Source organism: Pseudomonas phoenicis (assembly GCF_047302395.1).
Lineage (GTDB): Bacteria > Pseudomonadota > Gammaproteobacteria > Pseudomonadales > Pseudomonadaceae > Aquipseudomonas.
In genome coordinates this window covers 2,421,326-2,436,444 of the sequence record NZ_CP154852.1, presented here as the reverse complement: position 1 = coordinate 2,436,444, position 15,119 = coordinate 2,421,326, and the positions used below count along the sequence as shown (strand labels likewise).

Here is a 15,119-nt window from a genome sequence, read left to right as displayed (position 1 = left end):
GCGCGACGGCGCTGGCAAGCCCACGGCGCGCCATACGGTCGATGGGCCATCGCTCGCCCCAGCCCTCCCGAACGCTCCAAGCGCGCACCGCCGTGTGCCGCAGCCCCACCCCGAGGTTGAACGATGATGAACCGCCTGCGGCAACTGGCCTGGCCCCTGACGATCCTGCTGCTGCCTCTGGCCCTGATGGCCTGGAGCAGCCTGCAGAGCTGGCGGGCCGACAGCGTGCTGGAAGAAGCGCAGATCATGCAGCAGTGGTTGGACGCCCCCAGCGACGCGTTGCTGCAACAGCTTTCGTATGCCGAACGTACCCAGGTCATGACCCCACAAGGCCGGCGCGAACACTTCGAATGGACGGTGGGCCAAGCCGAAGCCGACCGCACGTCCCTGCGCCTGCGCCAGCTCCTGGCCACCCTCGCCTATCTGTTGGCGCTGGCGGCCCTGCTGGCCGGCCCGGCCACCTGGATCAAGCTGCGCCTGGACGCCTGGCGCGCGCTGAAATCGCAACGGTACCTGCACGACCACCTGAGCCAGAGCTGGCACGTGCTGGGCCGCTGGCTGGTGGCCTACACCGGGTTGTTGGTCGGCTCGCTCGGGGTGATCCTGCTGTACGAAATCGACTATGGCTGGAGCCATTTCAAGGCCGGCGGCTGGGCCATCGCCCTGGCCGCCATACCGGTGCTGGGGGTGTTGGCCATCGGTGTGATGCTGATCGAGCGCCTGCGCCAACGCTGGTACGAGATGCAGGCGCCCGTGTCGAGCTTTCTCGGCCGCGGGCTTGGCCGCAACGAGGCGCCGCAGCTATGGGCCTGGGTCGAGCGCCTGGCCAACAACCTGGGCGCGCCCGTACCGGACCACATCGTGGTAGGCGTGGACCAGTCGTTTTTCGTCACCAGCGTCGACTTCACCCTGCAGCCGTCGCAGCAAGTGCTCAGCGGCCGCACGCTGTACCTGCCGCTGACGTACCTGTCGACCCTGAGCCAGCAGGAAACCGCCGCGATCATCGGCCACGAACTGGGGCACTTCAGCAGCCGCGATACCGAACGTGGCAGCGAAGTGGCAGCACAGTTCAGGCTGATGTGCGTGCACTTCGCCATGATCCGCGCCGCCGATGACGATCCGGCGTGGATCGAGCGGCCCGCCATCTGGATCACCGCGCAGTTCCTTCATCACTTCCAAGTGGCGGTGCACCACTGGAGCCGTGCCCAGGAACTGGTCGCCGACCGCAGCGGCGCCCAGGTAGCCGGCGAGCGCCTGTTCTGCCAGGCATTGCTGCGGGTGATCGCCCTGGACGGCGAGATCGAGCGGCTGCTCAACCAGGGTCGCCACCCCAACCTGATCCAGGCGTTGGCCGAGCACTTGCGCGACACCCCCGTGCACCTGGACGACCGTGTGCTGGAACAGGCCATCGACCATCCGTTCGACACCCACCCTTCGACGGCCAGCCGCGTTCGCCAGCTGGGCGTGGAGCTCGACGCGAGCCTGCTCGCCGAAGCCACCCGCATGCCCCGTGACAGCGACCGGCAGTGGTTCGCCCACCTGACCCAGGCCTCTTCGTCAACTGACTCCGCCGGGGCCTGGGCATGACCGTCGACGCCCCTGGGCAAGGCTCGCCCGTTTTTTCCCAGGCCGCTGTCCGGCGGCCGCCCATCATCTTCATCCGCCATCAGGAAACCCCACCATGAGCACACCCCAGAACCCCGATCCATTGGCCAACCTGGCCGAGTCGCTGACCCGCGAGCACAGCCAGGCCCAGGCGGCCGGCCGCCAGCAGGTGGTCGACGAACTGAAGGCGGTCATCGCCCAGGTGCCGGAACAGAGCGAGTTCACCAACACGACGCGTTTCAAGGTATGGGGGCCGATCCTGCTGCTGGGCGCGCTGATCATGATGGGGTACGGCATTCATGCCGGCAGCAACAAGATGACGATTTTCGCCCTGGTCATGGTGGTCATCTTCCTCGCGCTGACCTGGCAGCACCGTAACGCCGGCAAGGCCGTGTTCATGCGCTTGAATCGCCGGCAGTTGACGGTCGACACCTTGGACGCGCCGGTCGAGCTGACCGACATCGCCGAGATCTTCGTCAAGGACGAAGGCATGGCCACCCTGCAAAAGCTGACCCTGCGCCCCGGCGCCCCACTGCCCAAGCACCGTGCCACGTTCCAGTTGTTCGGCAACCAGGCCATGGCCCTGGCCAAGCCCACGCCGCACATCCGCATCAACTCGGCCGGCTTGATGTGCAACGGCCGTCGCCTGAACATCGAAGAGATCGCCGCCATGCTGGACGCCTACCGTATGGCCGCCCACGCCCAGCAGCAGCTGGACGCTCTGCAAGCGCGCTAGGCAGCGCCCTTGGGTTGCAGCACCGCCCTATCGACCAGCACCTGCAACCGCCCGCGCGAGCAGCGTTCGACCCGCGCTTGCACCCCGTACACCTCGGCCAGCAGCGCCGGTCGCAACACGTCTTCCGGGGTACCGCAGGCCACCACGCGGCCCCGGTCGAGCATCACCAGGGTGTCGGCGTGGCTGGCGGCGAGGTTGATGTCGTGCAGCACGGCGACGGCCAGCAGGCGCTGGGCCTGCACCCGTTGGCGCACCGCGTCCATCACCCGCAGCTGGTAGTGCAGGTCCAGCGCGCTGGTGGGTTCGTCGAGCAACAGCACCTGGGGGTTGCGCGCCAACAGCTGGGCCAGCGCCACCAACTGCTTCTGTCCGCCCGACAGCGCGTCGAGCCCGCGATCGGCCAGGTGCTCGATGCCCAACTGGCGCAGCGCCTCGAAGGCCAGGGCGGCGGGATGCTCGGCGCCGCCGACGCGCAGGCCGACGATGATGCTTTCCAGTACGCCCAAGGCAATGCCGGGCGGCAGTTGCTGGGGCATGTAGCTCAGGCGCCGGGCACGCTCGGCGAAATTCAACTGGGTCACGTCGACGCCGTCGTGGGTCACCGACCCTTTCATCGGTTCCAGCCCGGCCAGCGCGCGCAGCAAGGTGGACTTGCCGGCACCGTTCGGGCCGACCAGCGCCACCAGGCTGCCGCTGGGCAGCGGCGGCAGGCTCAGGCCCTGGATGACCCCGCGTGCGCCATAGGCCACGTACAGCTCGTCGATCGACAGGCTCACAGGTTTCTCCCCCTACGGAACACCAGCGCCACGAACACCGGTACGCCTACCAAGGCGGTGACGATGCCCACCGGCACGATCATGCCCGGCAGGATCAGTTTGCTCGCCACCGACGACAGCGCCAGCAGCAAGGCCCCGACCAGCGCGCTGGCCGGCAGCAGGAAACGCTGGTCCTCGCCCACCAGCAAGCGTGCGATGTGCGGCCCCACCAGGCCGACGAACCCGATGGTGCCGACGAACGCCACCGCCGTGGCCGCCAGCAGGCTGATGCGCAGCAGCGAGGCGCGGCGCAGGCGGCGGGTGTCCACGCCGAAGCTGCGGGCGCGGTCTTCGCCCATGCGCAGCAGGGTTATGGCCGGTGCGGCGCGCAGCGAGAACGGCAGCACGGCGGCGAGCACGATGGCCAGCAGGGTCAACGAATCCCAGTTGGCCCGGGCCAGACTGCCCAGCGTCCAGAACACCAGTTGTTGCAGCACGTCTTCGCTGGCCAGCATCTGCAACAGCGACACCAGCGCGTTGCAGCTGAACACCAGGGCGATGCCGAACAGCACCAGGCTCTGCACACCGGCACCGCGCAGGCGTGACATCGCCTGCAGTAACAGCACCGACAGGCAGGCGAAGACGAAGGCCATCAAGGGCACCTGCACGCTGGGCGCCAGCCATGCGACGCCCAGCGGGTAGGCGATCGCCAGCGAGGCACCGAGCGCCGCCGACGACGACACGCCCAGGGTGAAGGGGCTGGCCAGCGGGTTGTCGAGGATGGCCTGCATTTCCGCGCCGGCCAGCGACAACGCCGCGCCCACCAGCACGGCCATCAGGGCATAGGGCAGGCGCACGTTCCAGATGATCACCCGTTCGGTGGCGCTGAGGCTGGCCGGGTCGAACACGCCGTGCAGCAGTTGCGCCAGGCCCATGCCTGAAGCGCCGCTGGCCAGGTCGCCGAGCACGGCGAGCGCCAGCAGCAGCGCCAGACCTGCGACCAGCCAGGTGCGTCGCCACAGCAGGCGGCGATAGCGTGCGGCGGCCAGTAGCGCGTCGCCAGAGGGCTGTGCCGTCATTTCGCGTCGATCCAGTAGCTGCCTTGCAGATCGACCTTGAGCAGTTGGTTGATCTCGGCCAGGGTCGCCTGTGGGTCGAGCTCCTCGAAGCGCTCGGGGTGGATCCAGCGGGCCATGGCTTCGATCGCCAGGATGTTGAACGGCGAGTTGTAGAAGTCGTGCCACAGGGCATGGGCCTGGCCCTGCTGGATCGGCCGCAGCGGGGCGAACTCGGGGCGTGCGGTGATGCGCGCCAAGCTGTCCTGTGCGGTCTTCTGGGACACGCCTGCGCCGAGCAGCACGCCCGGCGCACGGTTGCCGGTGGCGATGTACACGTCGGGGTCGCGTTGCAGCACGTATTCCACGCTGACGTCGCCCAAAGCGCCGGGGATCACCTCGGCGGCGATGTTGTGTCCGCCCACGGCGTCGACCACGCTGCCCAAGCCGCTCTTGCCGGTGGTATGCCCCGGCGCCTGCCAGACGCCGGGCAGCAATTCGAGAAAGACCTTGGGCCGCTCGCTGTCTTCGATGCCGGCGACAGCCTGCTCGACGCGTTGCAGGTGGCGGTCGTACAGGTCGAGGAAGGCCTGTGCCTGGGCCTTGCGGTCGAGCAAGGTGCCCAGCGCTTCGAGGCTGACCCGGGTGTTGCGGATAGGCTGCACGCGGAAGTCGATGAACAGTACCGGAACGCCGGCCTTGGCCAGCAGGTCGGCCACCGGGCTGTGCTGGGTCGGGCCTTCGCCGGCGATGCTGAAGATGGCCAGGTCCGGCTTGAGTGCCAGGATCTGCTCGGCGCTGACGCTCTGCTCCGACGCCTGACCGATCAGCGGCAGCTTGGCGATCTGCGGGTACTGCTTGGCGTAGACCTCATAGGTGTGCGGGTCGAGCAGGCGCATGTCGTTCTGCCAGCCGACCACGCGTTGGAATGGGTTGTCGCGGTCGAGCAAGGCCAGCGCGAAGAACAGCCGGCCTTCGCCGAGCACGATGCGCTGGGGCGCGTGGTCGAGCTTGACGGTACGGCCCAGGACATCGGTGACTTCGACTGCGCTGGCTGGCGTGGCCAGGCCCAGCCAGCAACAGACGATGGCGAGCAACGGCAGCAGGCGCCGCCAGGTGGGGGTGCGGTTCATGGGCGGAACTCCAGGTCGGTGGACGGCGGCGGATGCCGCAGCGCTCGAGTGCCGTACGCGCAGGGGGCGTGCGATCCGCGGGCACGTGTGGGCAATGGCGAATTCATGCGCACGCGTTCGTGCCAGACAGCGCCATAGCGAATGAATCGCATTCGAGCGGCGCCATTCTAAAGACTTGCCTTCTATCGCGGCTTGGCGGGAATGTAATGGTCTGCCACCGCAGGCAGTGCCATTACATGCAGTTACATCGACCTGAGCGGTTGTGGGTGATGCCCGTCAGTTATGCGGCGCGCGCTGGAACGGCTATCGAACAGGCCCCCTTCGCACTTGCAAGGTCCGCGTCAGCTCATCCCAACAGCCCCTGCAACGCCCGGCAATCGGCGGCGTGCCAGTCGGCCAGTTCCGGCCAGGCGTTGTGCGGCTGGTTGACCAGCACCGTGCGCGTGCCCGCCGCCCGCCCGCAGTCCAGATCGATGTGGTGATCGCCGACCATCACCATCTCGGCCGGCGCCACGCTCCATGCCTGGGCGATATGCAGCAAGCCTTCGGGGCTGGGTTTGGGTTCGGCCTCGTCGCGGCCCAGGATATGCGCCTTGGGAAAGCACTCGGCGATGCCGATGGCCTGCAGCGTGACGTGGGCCAGCTCGCGCGCGTTGCGGGTGAGGATGCCCAGGCGGCAACCGCGCCCCGCCAGCTCGCGCACCAGCGCCACGGCGCCCGGTGCCGGCCGCGAGCCCAGGGCCAGGTCGCGCTCGTGTTCGAGCAGCCAGGCGTGCTTGGCGGCGGCCTCGTCGGCCGGTAGTCCGGCCAGGTGGCCGAGGATGTCGCTCTGCGGCGGGATGTCCAGGGCCACGCGGATGGCGGCAAAATCATGCACCGCCACGGTCAGGGTGCCGTCCATGTCGAAGACCCAGTGGCGGATGTCTTGCAGCTTCATGCCCAATCCTTGCGGTGGCGGATCAGCCCTTCCTGGCTGGAGGACGCCACCAGTTGGCCGGCGCGGTTGTAGATGCTGCCGCGGTTGAAGCCGCGGGCGTTGCCGGCCCAGGGGCTATCGGTGGCGTACAGCAGCCATTCGTCGGCACGCAGGTTGGCGTGGAACCACAACGAGTGGTCGAGGCTGGCGATCTGCATGTCGTTGTTCCACACCGACTTGCCGTGGGGCAGCAGGGAGGTGGTCAGCAGACCGAAATCCGAGGCATAGGCCAGCAGGTATTTGTGCAGCGCGGGCAGGTCCGGCAAGGTGCCGTCGGCGCGGAACCAGACGTACTTGACCGGATCGTCGGGCGTGGGGTTGAACGGGTCGCGCTCGGTCACCGGGCGGATCTCGATGGGCTTGGGCCGCAAGACCTTTTCCCGCAGCCGCTCGGGCAGGTGGTCGGCCAGGGTGCTGGCCAGCTCCAGCTCGCTCGGCAGGTTCTCCGGCCCCGCCACTTGGGGCATCGCCGCCTGGTGCAGGAAACCCTCCTCGTCGTACTGGAACGAGGCGCTGCAGGTGAAGATCGGTTGGCCCTTCTGGATCGCCGTGACCCGACGTGTGCTGAAGCTGCCGCCGTCGCGCACGCGATCGACCGAATACACCACCGGCATGCTGGCGTCGCCCGGGCGCAGGAAGTAGCCGTGCAGCGAGTGCACGTGACGGGCGTCTTCGACCGTCTGGCTGGCGGCCGACAACGACTGGCCCAGCACCTGGCCGCCGTACAGTTGGCGGAAGCCCAGGTCTTGGCTGCGGCCACGGAACAGGTTTTCTTCGATCGCTTCCAGGCTCAGCAGGTCGACCAGGTCGTCCAGCACTTCACTCATCGGTTGTTTCTCCTAGCAAGGCGTGTCCGCACTTCGGCGTTTCATGGGCAGGAATGATACAGGGTTTGTCGGCGCCACCCCGCATCCAATCCCTTCAAGCGCGCACGGTGTGCAGCCATTGTGCAAGGTCGATGCGGTACAGCACATGTGGCCGCAGCGGATGGTCGGCCGGCAGGCGCGGATGGTCGAAAGCGCCACCGAGGTCGAGCTGCATGCCGATGGCCTGCATCACCTTTTGCGACGGCAGATTGCTGGCCGTGGTGAACGACACCACCTCGTCCAGACGCAACTGGCTGAAGGCGCAGCGCAGGCAGGCCCAGGCCGCTTCGCTGGCCAGCCCCAACCCCCAATGGCGCCGCGCCAGGCGCCATCCGACCTCCACCGCCGGCGTGAAAGGTGCGTCGAACGTGACGTTGAGCAGCCCGGTCATGCCGATGAAGGCGCCGCTGTCCTTGCGCTCCAGCGCCCACAGACCGAAGCCGTATTCGTTGAAGTGCCCACGCAGGCGGCCCATCAGGGCGGCGGCCTCCAAACGCGTCAGGGGTGCCGGGAAGTAGCGCATCACCTGCGGGTCGGCGCATAGCGCGGCGAACTCGTCGAGGTCTTCGTCGCGCCACTGACGCAGGATCAGGCGCGGGCTTTCCAAGGTGGCGATGAGGGTCATGGCGAGGCTCCGGAGAACGGCGGTGCAATCTACGGCGTAGTGCGCGGGCCGATAGGGCAAGCGTAGGGTAAAAGGCTGAGCGCCGTCAGCTAGCCTGTGGATAAGGCCGCGAAGCGGGCATGTGACCGGGACGACGAACGTGGACCCTGCGTGAACCAGACGCAGATCGCTGCGCGCTCGGTCCGAAACCGGCCCCACCATCGACCCGCGACACGTACAGTGCCGGACCTGGGCCCATGGCCCGTCGCTGCGCAGCGCGCCTACGCTGTTCGCCACCGCCGCCCAACTGGCAAGATGACCACTGGCCTACCCACGAGCTGACCATGCCCCTGCCGCTGATCTATCACGACGACTACAGCCCGGAGTTCCCCGCCGAGCATCGCTTTCCGATGGACAAATTCCGCCTACTGCGCGATCACCTGGTCGACAGCGGCCTGACCCATGACGAAGCGTTGATCCGCCCCGAGATCTGCCCCCGCGACATCCTCGCCCTGGCCCACGACCCGGCCTACATCGACCGTTACCTGCACGGCGAACTGTCCCGCGAGGACCAACGCCGCCTCGGCCTGCCCTGGAGCGAAGCCCTGGCACGACGCACCGTGCGTGCGGTGGGCGGCTCGCTGCTGACCGCCGAAATGGCCCTGCGCCACGGCGTCGCCTGCCACCTCGCCGGCGGCACCCATCATGCCCATTACGACCATCCGGCCGGCTTCTGCATATTCAACGACCTGGCGATCATCAGCCGCTATCTGCTCGAAGCCGGGCGCGTGCAGTGCGTGCTGATCTTCGATTGCGACGTGCACCAGGGCGACGGCACCGCGCGCATCCTGCAAGACACGCCCGAGGCGGTCACCGTGTCGCTGCACTGCGAGCAGAACTTTCCGGCGCGCAAGGCCGACAGCGACTGGGACATCCCGCTGCCGCGCGGCATGGGCGACGCGGCCTACCTGCAGGTGGTGGAGCAGGCGCTGGACTACCTGCTGCCGCTGTACCAGCCGGACCTGGTGCTCTACGACGCCGGGGTGGACGTGCACAAGGACGATGCGCTCGGCTACCTGCAACTGACCGACGCCGGCGTGGCGGCGCGGGACGAATGCGTGCTGCGCCGCTGTCTGGCCCGCGACATCCCGGTGATGGGCGTGATCGGCGGCGGCTACAGTAAGGACCGCGCCGCGCTTGCCCGCCGCCATGGCATCCTTCACCACAGCGCGGCACGGGTGTTCGCTTACCCACAATGACTGTGGAACCGGCTGTGGATAAGCTGCTGGAAAAGCGCTGTAGCCTATATGAATCAAAGCCTGCGGCGTCTTGTACGTTTTTTGTACAGCCTGCTGGAATGGCTTGTTCGGCTCGCTTATCCACAATCGGCGTTCGTTCATCGATAAACAAGTCTTCCGCTTAGGCCCAAAAGCGCACACGCATTCCGTCTCGGGGCAATGACTGTCGCTCTTTACCCACAATCACTGTGGAACCGACTGTGGATAACCTGCGGGAAAGGCCACGCAGCCCTTACGGATCGTGGCCTACAGCACCCTGTATATTTTTCGTACAGTGCCACCCGCGTACGTGCTGGGGTAGAATGCCGGCCCTCTTTTCCACAGCTTGCCATCGATCATGACCGACATTCCCCGCCCAGCCCCCTGCGTTGCCGTGATCGGTGCCGGCCCTGCCGGGCTGATGGCCGCCGAAGTCCTGGCCGCGGCAGGGGTAGCGGTCGAGGTGTTCGACGCCATGCCGTCGGTAGGGCGCAAATTCCTGTTGGCCGGCGTGGGCGGTATGAACATCACCCATTCCGAACCCGCGCCTGCCTTTCTGGCGCGTTACGCCGAACGCCAGCACGCCTTGCAGCCGCTGCTGCACGACTTCGACGCCCACGCGTTGCGCGAATGGATCCATGGCCTGGGCATCGACACCTTCGTCGGCACCTCGGGGCGCGTGTTTCCCAGCGACATGAAGGCCGCGCCGCTGTTGCGCGCCTGGCTCAAGCGGCTGCGCGAGGCCGGCGTGGTCATCCACACCCGCCACCGCTGGCAAGGCTGGAACGCCGACGGCAGCTTGCGCATGGTCGATGCCGCAGGCGAACGGGACGTGCGGCCCGACGCCGTGGTGCTGGCGTTGGGCGGCGCCAGTTGGGCACGCCTGGGTTCCGATGGCGCCTGGGTGCCATGGCTGCAAGCCCGGGGTGTGGATACCTCGCCGCTGCGGCCGAGCAATTGCGGTTTCGAGGTGACGGGCTGGAGCGAGCTGCTGCGCGACAAACATGCGGGCGCGCCGGTGAAGAACATCGCCCTGTCGGTACCCGGTGCCGCGCCGCGCAAAGGCGAGTTCATCCTCACCGCCCAGGGTGTGGAAGGCAGCCTGGTGTACGCCTGGTCGGCGTCGTTGCGCGCGGCCATCGAGCGCGACGGGCAGGCCACGCTGCTGCTCGACCTGCTGCCCGACAAGCCTGTGGACAAGATCGTCCAGGCCTTGGCGCGGCCTCGCGGCTCGCGTTCGATGGCCAAGCACCTCAGCGGTCAATTGGGCCTGGACGGGGTCAAGGCCGGGCTGCTGCGCGAGTTGACCGACACCGCTGTGTTTGCCGACCCGAGCCGTCTGGCGGCGGCCATCAAGGCACTGGAGATCACCCTGGTGCGCACCCGCCCGCTGGATGAAGCGATCAGCAGCGCTGGCGGTGTGCGCTTCGAAGCACTGAACGCCGACTTGATGCTCGAGACCCTGCCCGGCGTGTTCTGCGCCGGGGAAATGCTCGACTGGGAGGCCCCGACCGGTGGCTACCTGCTGACCGCCTGCTTCGCCAGCGGTGTGCGTGCCGGCCGTGGTGCGTTGCGCTGGTTGGGCTTATGAGCGCAGGCCCTTCGGTCAGTTCATAGAGTCGCCGTAGGCATTTCGCGGCTTCTACGCTGCTACCGCTCACCCTGCGTGACGTCAACGACCGCATCGAAAGCCGCCTCATAGCCCAGGGCGGACAAACCTGCGACCGATACGCCCTCGCTCGCTGATCGTCAATTAATCAAGGGGCACCATTGCCCGATCCCAAGCTGCCCGCATAGAATTGAGAACGATTAACAATCATTCCTCCATTCCACTCTGGGCTTTCATCGTCATGCAGGTCAATCACACGCTGCAACCGGCCGAGGTCGATCTGCTCTACCGAACTCACCACGCCTGGCTGCGCGGCTGGCTGTGGGCGCGGGTCGGCTGTCGGGACAACGCTGCGGACCTCGCCCAAGACACGTTCGTACGTCTGCTGCGCGCACGCCAGGCGGCGCCGCTCAAGCAACCGCGCGCCTACCTCAGCAGCATCGCCCGCGGCCTGATGATCGACCAGTTGCGCCGCCGTGCCCTGGAGCGGGCCTATCTGGAAAGCCTGGCCCACCTGCCCGAACATGAAGTGCCCAGCGAAGAAGCGCGGCTGGTGATCCTCGATACCCTCGAACGCCTCGACCAAGCGCTGCACCGCCTCAAACCCCGCGCACGCCAGGCGTTTCTGCTGGCGCAGCTCGATGGCTTGAGCATCGCGCAGGTCGCCGAGCGCTTGAGTGTGTCGCGGGCCACGGTGGAACGCGACCTGGCCCGGGCCTTGAGTGTCTGTTATCGGTTGCGCTACGCCGATGCCTGAGCGCGCACCTGCCCCGACGCCCGGCCAGGCCCAGGTCGACCAGGCCATCCAATGGCTGGTGCGGTTACGCTACGACCGCCCCGCTCCACAGGTCGAACGGCAGTTCCAGCAATGGCTGGGCAGCCACCCGCACAATGCGCTGGCCTGGCAACGGGTCAGCAGTCTGGGCGACGAATTGGCCGGCCTGCCGGCCGAACTGAGCCGCAACACCCTGAAAGGCACGCATCGCCAGCGCATCACCCGCCGCGACCAGCTCAAACTGCTCGGCGTACTGGCCATGGCCGCGGGTGTGGGCTGGGCCGGGCGCGAGCCGCTGGGGCTGAACCAGTGGCTGGCCGACAGCCGCACCGCCACAGGCGAACGGCGCCGATTGCATGGCAGCGACGGCAGCCGTATCCAGCTCAACACAGACAGCGCCATCGATCTGCGCTTCACCGCCGAGCAACGCCAGCTGACCTTGCTGCATGGCGAGGTCAGCCTCGACAGCAATGCTCAGGACCCCCGCCCCTTCCATATCGCCACCCGCTTCGGTCAGTTCGAGACCCGCGACGCTCAGGTGTTGTTGCGCGAAGACGCCAAGGGGCTGCTGCTGGCGGTCAAGCGCGGCGAGCTGTCCCTGACCGGGGTCGGCGATGGCCTGCGCGCGCTCACCCCGGGTACGGTCTGGCAACTCGACCGCGCTGGTCATTTGCAGACGGCGCACTTGCAGGTCGACCCCTGGGGCTGGACCGACGGTGTGCTCAGCGTGCAGCAGGTGCCGCTGCGCGCGTTCCTCGACGAACTGTCGCGCTACCGCCCCGGTTACCTGCGCTGCGCCGACCCCGTGGCCGAGCTCAAGGTCTCGGGCACCTATCAGCTGGCCGACACCGACCAGATCCTGCGTCTGCTCGCCCGCAACCTGCCTATCCAGGTGCACTACCGCACCCGCTATTGGGTGAACGTCGGGCAGGTGTGAAAAAAACGTGAAATTAAATGAGGTGGAATCTCATTCTCGTGCGGCCTGAAGGAATAAAGCCCGAAAAGTGGTCTCAACCTTCAGGAGCGTTTCATGATGCACCCCGCCTTCTTCCGCCATGATCGACTGTACGGCGCCGTGCGCGCGGCCTTGCTCGGTCTGACCCTGGCCGGCACCGCCGGCCTGTCTCCGATCGGCTACGCCGCAGCCGCCGAGCAGGCTCAACCGCGCGACTGGCGCATCGCGCCCGGGCCATTGGCTGGCGCGTTGGATCAACTGGCACGCCAAGGCGGGCTCAATCTGTCGTATGACGCCTCCAGCCTGCAAGGCCAGCAAAGCCCGGGCGTCCAGGGCCGCCACAGTAACGCCGAAGCGCTGTCGATCCTCTTGCAAGGCAGTGGCGTGCAAGCCCAAGCCCAGGGCGACGACAGCTTTCTGCTGATCCCGGCCATGGACCTGGGCGGCGCGCTGGAACTGGGCGCTACCAGCATTTCCAGCAACCACTTGGGCGTGACCACGGAAAACACCGGTTCCTACACCACCGGTGCGGTGACCATTGGCAAGACCGCGCAAAGCCTGCGCCGCACGCCGCAGTCGGTGACCGTGGTCACCAGCCAGCGCCTCAAGGACCAGAACATCACCAACCTCACCAGCCTGCTGGAGCAGACCCCAGGCGTGGTGGTCAACCTGTTCGACAGCGAGCGGGTGCAGTACTACTCGCGCGGCTACTCGATCGACGCCATCCAGTACGACGGCGCCACCGTGGTCCAAGGCAGCGGCGGCGGCTCGTTCGTGCAGAGCGACGCGGCGATCATCGACCGTGCGGAGATCCTGCGCGGTGCCACCGGCATGTTGCGTGGCGCCGGCAATCCGTCCGGCACCGTGAACCTGGTGCGCAAACGCCCCACTGCCGAGTTCCAGGGCGAAGGCAGCGTCACCCTCGGCAGTTGGAACAGCCAACGTTACGTGGCCGACCTGTCCGGGCCGTTGACCGAAACCGGCAGCGTGCGTGGCCGAATGATCGCCGTGCACGACGACCGCGACCTGTTCCAGGACTCGCGCAGTGAACGCAAAGAGGTCCTGTACGGCGTGCTGGCCTTCGACCTCGCCGACAGCACCACGCTGACCACAGGCCTGGAATGGACCAAACTCGATGCCACCGGCGCCTGGGGCAACCTGCCCGCCGACTACGACGGCAAACCGCTGCCGTTGGGCCGCAGCACCTACCTGGGCGCCGACTGGAACCGCTGGAACCGCAGCAACTTGCAGTCCTTCGCCGAACTGGAGCACCGTTTCGACAATGACTGGTCGCTCAAGCTGATGGCCCAGCGCACCCATTTCGAACTGGCCGACGACGGCTTCAAGCAGACCTACATCACCCGCGCCGCTGGCGACAGCAACCCGACCCGAAACCCCTATCTGATGAGCTACCAGGTGGTCGAAGGCGACGGTGGGGAAAGCCTGCAGAACAACCTCAGCGCCACCCTCAACGGCCCGTTCGACTTGTTCGGCCGCACCCACGAACTGATGCTCGGCGTCGAGCGCATCCGCAACGACTCCTACGCTTCGGCCACGGCCAACACCCAATCGGGCCTGTTCGACCTGCGCCAGTGGGACCCGAAGACCAGCCTGGCCAACCCGAAGATTCCCGTCACCGCACACCCGGTACGCACCCGCACCACCCAGGAAGGCGCCTACGCCACCTGGCGCATTTCCCTGGCCGACTCGCTCACCGCCATCGTCGGCGCGCGCACCAACTGGTACGACTACGAGCAGGAAAACAACGTACGCAGCAGCGGCAAGTTCAGCGTCGACAACGAGGTGGTGCCGTATGCCGCGCTGATCTACGACCTCAACGAAAACTTCAGCACCTACGCCAGCTACACCGAGATCTTCAACCCGCAGACCGCCACCAACGTCAGCGGCTCGGTGCTCGCGCCGGTGACCGGCGAAGCCTACGAGACCGGCATCAAGGGCGAGTTCTACGAAGGGCGCTTGAACACCTCGCTGGCGTTGTTCCGCATCTACCAGGTGGGCAACGCCCTGGACGACATCAGCGGCCCCAACCCGTGCCTGCCCAATTATGCCACCGGCTACTGCAAGGTCGCGGCGGGCAAGAACCGCAGCCAGGGCTTCGAACTGGAAATCTCCGGGGAGGTGCTGCCCGACTGGAACGTGGGCGGCGGCTACACCTACAACACCACCGAATACCTCAAGGACACCACCAGCAACACCGGCAACGCCATCCGCACCACCGACCCCAAGCGCATGCTGCGCCTGTTCACCAGTTACCGCCTGCCGGGCGAACTGCATGCCTGGACCGTGGGCGGCGGCGTGCAGGCGCAGAGCAGCATCTACAACCGCAGCGGCGCGGTGGAGGCATCGCAGTCGGGCTACGCGGTGTACAACGCGCTGGTCAACTATCGCTTCGACGAGCATTACTCGGTGCAGCTCAACGCCAACAACCTGTTCGACCGCAAGTACTACCGCCAGGTGGCCCCGACCGCCACAGGCTACTACTGGGGCGATCCGCGCAACGTGTCGGTGACGCTGCGTGGCACATTTTGAAGCAGCTTGTGCGAACTAGCATGAGACAAAAAATGGACGTTTGCTGAGTAATATTCAGCGCTGGAGCTCATCTGCCAGGGCCGTGATACAGCCCCAAAGCAGCCCGTTCTTCACCCATTTGGAACGGGCTCGGTAGGCGAGCACATACATTGCCAATTCACATCATGTGGTTTTTATTTTCGTCCAAGAAATTTTTAGCGGTTTGTATGCATCAGCTGTCTGC

13 protein-coding genes are annotated in these 15,119 nt (G+C 66.7%); 7 read left to right on the top strand and 6 right to left on the bottom strand.

Translation table 11 applies throughout. The annotated features are described in order from the left end of the window. The first annotated feature begins 123 nt into the window (after positions 1-123). Both AA0Z93_RS10935 and AA0Z93_RS10930 read left to right on the top strand, forming a co-directional pair. On the top strand, positions 124-1,587 hold the full coding sequence (locus AA0Z93_RS10935; RefSeq protein ID WP_413048918.1) for a M48 family metallopeptidase: 1,464 nt from the start codon (positions 124-126) through the stop codon (positions 1,585-1,587). A 94-nt stretch (positions 1,588-1,681) separates the two neighbouring features. Next, positions 1,682-2,341, top strand: a complete 660-nt coding sequence (locus AA0Z93_RS10930; RefSeq protein WP_413048919.1) for a hypothetical protein — start codon at positions 1,682-1,684, stop codon at positions 2,339-2,341. Here the strand turns inward: AA0Z93_RS10930 and AA0Z93_RS10925 are convergent. The 6 genes from AA0Z93_RS10925 to AA0Z93_RS10900 all read right to left on the bottom strand — a co-directional run bounded on the left by AA0Z93_RS10925 (position 2,338) and on the right by AA0Z93_RS10900 (position 7,751). Continuing rightward, the gene (locus AA0Z93_RS10925) at positions 2,338-3,117 is read right to left on the bottom strand and encodes an ABC transporter ATP-binding protein (RefSeq protein ID WP_413048920.1); all 780 of its coding nucleotides are present in this window, start codon (positions 3,115-3,117) and stop codon (positions 2,338-2,340) included. The genes AA0Z93_RS10930 and AA0Z93_RS10925 overlap by 4 nt on opposite strands. After that, entirely contained in the window at positions 3,114-4,175 is a 1,062-nt protein-coding gene (locus tag AA0Z93_RS10920; protein WP_413048921.1) for a FecCD family ABC transporter permease, read from the bottom strand. The genes AA0Z93_RS10925 and AA0Z93_RS10920 overlap by 4 nt, the downstream gene beginning before the upstream one ends. Continuing rightward, complete coding sequence (locus AA0Z93_RS10915; protein WP_413048922.1) at positions 4,172-5,284, bottom strand: ABC transporter substrate-binding protein; 1,113 nt, start codon at positions 5,282-5,284, stop codon at positions 4,172-4,174. The genes AA0Z93_RS10920 and AA0Z93_RS10915 overlap by 4 nt, the downstream gene beginning before the upstream one ends. A gap of 346 nt (positions 5,285-5,630) precedes the next feature. Then, positions 5,631-6,221, bottom strand: coding sequence for an HAD family hydrolase (locus tag AA0Z93_RS10910; protein WP_413048923.1), 591 nt, complete (start codon positions 6,219-6,221; stop codon positions 5,631-5,633). Next, positions 6,218-7,087 (bottom strand): acyl-CoA thioesterase II, encoded by an 870-nt coding sequence (gene tesB, locus AA0Z93_RS10905; protein WP_413048924.1) that lies wholly within the window; start codon positions 7,085-7,087, stop codon positions 6,218-6,220. Before tesB ends, AA0Z93_RS10910 begins: the two co-directional genes overlap by 4 nt. A 94-nt stretch (positions 7,088-7,181) precedes the next feature. Continuing rightward, positions 7,182-7,751: a GNAT family N-acetyltransferase gene (locus AA0Z93_RS10900; protein ID WP_413048925.1), complete on the bottom strand. Its 570-nt coding sequence runs from the start codon at positions 7,749-7,751 to the stop codon at positions 7,182-7,184. Between the two features lie 323 nt (positions 7,752-8,074). Here AA0Z93_RS10900 and AA0Z93_RS10895 point away from each other — a divergent pair, with 323 nt between their 5' ends. From AA0Z93_RS10895 to AA0Z93_RS10875, 5 genes are all read left to right on the top strand, one after another. Further along, on the top strand, positions 8,075-8,989 hold the full coding sequence (locus AA0Z93_RS10895; protein WP_413048926.1) for a histone deacetylase: 915 nt from the start codon (positions 8,075-8,077) through the stop codon (positions 8,987-8,989). Between the two features lie 376 nt (positions 8,990-9,365). After that, complete coding sequence (locus AA0Z93_RS10890; protein WP_413048927.1) at positions 9,366-10,598, top strand: TIGR03862 family flavoprotein; 1,233 nt, start codon at positions 9,366-9,368, stop codon at positions 10,596-10,598. Between the two features lie 259 nt (positions 10,599-10,857). Next, positions 10,858-11,373, top strand: coding sequence for a sigma-70 family RNA polymerase sigma factor (locus tag AA0Z93_RS10885; RefSeq protein WP_413048928.1), 516 nt, complete (start codon positions 10,858-10,860; stop codon positions 11,371-11,373). Then, on the top strand, positions 11,366-12,328 hold the full coding sequence (locus tag AA0Z93_RS10880) for a FecR domain-containing protein (RefSeq protein WP_413048929.1): 963 nt from the start codon (positions 11,366-11,368) through the stop codon (positions 12,326-12,328). Before AA0Z93_RS10885 ends, AA0Z93_RS10880 begins: the two co-directional genes overlap by 8 nt. A gap of 93 nt (positions 12,329-12,421) precedes the next feature. Next, positions 12,422-14,896, top strand: coding sequence for a TonB-dependent siderophore receptor (locus AA0Z93_RS10875; protein ID WP_413048930.1), 2,475 nt, complete (start codon positions 12,422-12,424; stop codon positions 14,894-14,896). The last annotated feature ends 223 nt before the right edge of the window (positions 14,897-15,119 follow it).

Coding starts and splice junctions, on each gene's coding strand:
- AA0Z93_RS10890 (WP_413048927.1), top strand. CDS start 9,366: ATGACCGACATTCCCCGCCCAGCCCCCTGCGTTGCCGTGATCGGTGCC.
- AA0Z93_RS10880 (WP_413048929.1), top strand. CDS start 11,366: ATGCCTGAGCGCGCACCTGCCCCGACGCCCGGCCAGGCCCAGGTCGAC.
- AA0Z93_RS10915 (WP_413048922.1), bottom strand. CDS start 5,284: ATGAACCGCACCCCCACCTGGCGGCGCCTGCTGCCGTTGCTCGCCATC.
- AA0Z93_RS10910 (WP_413048923.1), bottom strand. CDS start 6,221: ATGAAGCTGCAAGACATCCGCCACTGGGTCTTCGACATGGACGGCACC.
- AA0Z93_RS10895 (WP_413048926.1), top strand. CDS start 8,075: ATGCCCCTGCCGCTGATCTATCACGACGACTACAGCCCGGAGTTCCCC.
- AA0Z93_RS10875 (WP_413048930.1), top strand. CDS start 12,422: ATGATGCACCCCGCCTTCTTCCGCCATGATCGACTGTACGGCGCCGTG.
- AA0Z93_RS10885 (WP_413048928.1), top strand. CDS start 10,858: ATGCAGGTCAATCACACGCTGCAACCGGCCGAGGTCGATCTGCTCTAC.
- AA0Z93_RS10930 (WP_413048919.1), top strand. CDS start 1,682: ATGAGCACACCCCAGAACCCCGATCCATTGGCCAACCTGGCCGAGTCG.
- tesB (WP_413048924.1), bottom strand. CDS start 7,087: ATGAGTGAAGTGCTGGACGACCTGGTCGACCTGCTGAGCCTGGAAGCG.
- AA0Z93_RS10920 (WP_413048921.1), bottom strand. CDS start 4,175: ATGACGGCACAGCCCTCTGGCGACGCGCTACTGGCCGCCGCACGCTAT.
- AA0Z93_RS10935 (WP_413048918.1), top strand. CDS start 124: ATGATGAACCGCCTGCGGCAACTGGCCTGGCCCCTGACGATCCTGCTG.
- AA0Z93_RS10900 (WP_413048925.1), bottom strand. CDS start 7,751: ATGACCCTCATCGCCACCTTGGAAAGCCCGCGCCTGATCCTGCGTCAG.